Here is a 3,025-nt window from a genome sequence, read left to right on the forward strand (position 1 = left end):
ATCAAGGAAAAACTGGGCTGGAAAAGTCCTGTTCAATACAGGCTTTCCTTGCAGGCAGCATAAAAAAGTAACGAGACGGTAAAAACCATCTCGTTACTAAGGTCTAACTTTTTGGGGTCACATCAAGTCCTTTTTGTTGTCACTGGTCACTAGTCACTAGCCGATGGAAGCCAGCTCACGCTGGCAAATTTAAGGAGCTGTGAATCATTATTTCACAGCTCCCTTATTGTCTCTCTTTACTCCTCGTCTTCTTTCGGAACCATATCTTCCGCTTTCAGCGTACCTTTCCGGGCCCGGCTGGCGTATTCGGCGGTGGCGGTGAACAGTACGTCGCTGCTGCTGTTCAGGGCTGTCTCACAGGCATCTTCGATGATGCTGATGATGAATCCCACACCCACCACCTGCATGGCGATGTCGTTGCCGATGCCGAAGGAGGCACAGGCCACGGGGATCAGCAGCAGGGAACCGCCGGCTACACCGGAGGCCCCGCAGGCACCCACCGTGGAGACGATGCACAACAGCAGCGCCGTGGGCAGGTCGACGGACACGCCCAAAGTATGGGCCGCGGCCAGGGCCAGCACGGAAATGGTGATGGAGGCACCGGCCATGTTGATGGTAGCTCCCAGGGGAATGGAGATGGTGTACGTATCCGGGTTCAGCCCCAGCCGTTTGCACAGGTTCAGGTTCACCGGGATGTTGGCGGCGGAGCTGCGGGTGAAGAAGGCATAGATGCCGCTTTCCTTAATGGTGGCCCAGACCAGCGGGTAGGGGTTCTTGTGTACGTTCAGGTATACAATCAGAGGGTTCATGACGAGAGCCACCAGGAAATAGGAGCTCAAGAGGACCCCCAGCAGGCTGAAGTAGGAAACAATGGCGGACAGGCCGCTGGCGCTGATACTCTGGGTGACCAGGCCCATGATGCCTAGGGGAGCCAGGTGGATGACCCAGGTGACCACTTTCGTGATACCTTCGCTGAGATCTTTCAGCATCCGCTTGGTTTCGTCACCAGCACAGGTATGCAGGGCCATCCCGATGATCACGGCCCAGGCCAGGATCCCGATGTAGTTGGCGGTTAAAAGGGCATGCACCGGGCTGTCCACGATGTTCATGATCAGGTTGTGGACCACTTCGGCGATACCGCTGGGCGGGTTCACTTTGCTGTTGCCCAGCTGCAGCACCAGAGTCTGGGGGAACAGGAAGGACAGGGTCACCCCCACGATGGAAGCGGCGAAGGTGCCGATCACATACAGGGTGATGATGGGTTTCATGTTGGTGTCACCGCCCTCTTTGCGCTGCACCATGGCGTTCATGACCAGGATGAACACCAGGAGAGGCGCTACCCCTTTCAGAGCGCTGACAAACAGATCCCCGAAGATGCTGACAACGGGCACGACGCCCGGCAGGAACACAGCAATCAGGATGCCGATGACAAGGCCTACCGCGATCTGCTGGATCAGGGGAACCTTTTTGAGTCGATGGATGAATGCGTTCATGAATTTCTACTTCCTTTCTAGTAATTAGAAAATTATGGCAATGAACCGTTCATTAGTATATAGTATTCTTGTTGAAAACACAAGTGTTTTTTCAGTATGGACTTTTTTCAGGGCCTTGAAGAAACCGGCCATTCATAGTATAGTTATACTTATATGTAAGAATGTTGGTATGCAGCCAGTATGCAACAAAGGAGAGATACAGTCATGACGAAAATCATTCTGACCGGGGACCGGCCCACAGGGCATCTCCATGTAGGCCATTACGTAGGGAGCCTGAAGGAACGGGTACTGCTGCAGAACAGCGGCAGATTCGACGAAGTCTATTTCATGATCGCCGATGCCCAGGCTCTGACGGATAATGCAGAAAACCCCGAAAAGGTGCGCCAGAACGTGCTGCAGGTAGCCTTGGATTACCTGGCCGTGGGCATCGATCCGGAAAAGGCCACCATCTTCATCCAGAGCCTGATCCCGGAACTGTTCGAATTGACTACCTATTATATGGACCTGGTGACCGTGGCCCGGGTGCAGCGGAACCCCACTGTCAAGGCCGAGATCCAGCAGAAGAATTTCGAAGCCAGTGTACCCCTGGGCTTTTTCTGCTATCCGGTGAGCCAGGCGGCTGACATCACGGCTTTCCATGCCACCCACGTGCCTGCCGGTGAAGACCAGGAACCCATGCTGGAACAGTGCCGGGAAATCGTGCACAAGTTCAACAGCGTATACGGAGAGACCCTGACGGAACCGGAAATCGTGCTGCCGTCCAACAAAGCCTGCCTGCGGCTGCCCGGCCTGGACGGCAAGGCCAAGATGAGCAAATCCCTGGGCAACTGCATCTACCTGAGCGATGATGCAGCCACCATCAAGAAGAAAGTCATGAGCATGTACACCGACCCCACCCACATCCAGGTCAGCGATCCGGGCCATGTGGAAGGGAACACGGTGTTCACCTATCTGGATGCCTTCAGCACCCCGGACCATTTCGCTGAATTCCTGCCGGACTATGCCAACCTGGATGAGCTGAAAGCCCATTACCGGAAGGGCGGCCTGGGAGACATGAAAATCAAGAAGTTCCTGAACAACGTGCTGCAGACGGTGCTGGGTCCCATCCGGGAGCGCCGGGAATACTGGGAAGCCCGCAAACCGGAGGTGGTGGACATCCTCAAGGCAGGGACTGCCCGGGCCGAAGAAAAGGCTGCCGGCACCCTGGCCGAAGTACGCCACGCCATGCGGATCGATTACTTCGAGGACAACAACCTTTTAAAATGAGAGAGTCACTGTCCTTCCCTGAAAGGGAAGGGGGACCGTCCGAATGGACGGTGGATGGGTTCGCACATCGGGTGTGAGACCCCCTACTCGCAAGCGGGTCCTTTCCCCCTTTCTGGGGGACACAAATTAATAAGTGGGAGGTGAGCTGACCCCCAATTGTTAGACCAAAAATCTAACAATTGGGGGTTAGTTTTTTTATGGCAAGACACAGCTATGAATTTAAGAAAAAAATAGTACTGGAATACTTGAACAGTGACAAAGGGTGT

At 54.6% G+C, this 3,025-nt stretch carries 2 protein-coding genes; one reads left to right on the top strand and one right to left on the bottom strand.

What is annotated here, in order from left to right:
* Positions 1-236: 236 nt before the first annotated feature.
* Complete coding sequence (gene sstT / locus BQ5462_RS00005) at positions 237-1,493, bottom strand: serine/threonine transporter SstT (RefSeq protein ID WP_071141419.1); 1,257 nt, start codon at positions 1,491-1,493, stop codon at positions 237-239.
* A gap of 204 nt (positions 1,494-1,697) precedes the next feature.
* On the opposite strand from sstT, the gene trpS reads away from it, so the two are divergent.
* Positions 1,698-2,759 carry a tryptophan--tRNA ligase gene (gene trpS, locus BQ5462_RS00010; protein ID WP_071141420.1) on the top strand — a complete coding sequence of 354 codons (1,062 nt, stop codon included), beginning with the start codon at positions 1,698-1,700 and terminating at the stop codon, positions 2,757-2,759.
* Positions 2,760-3,025: the final 266 nt, after the last annotated feature.

The organism is Acidaminococcus timonensis, from assembly GCF_900106585.1.
GTDB classification, from domain to species: Bacteria; Bacillota; Negativicutes; order Acidaminococcales; family Acidaminococcaceae; genus Acidaminococcus; species Acidaminococcus timonensis.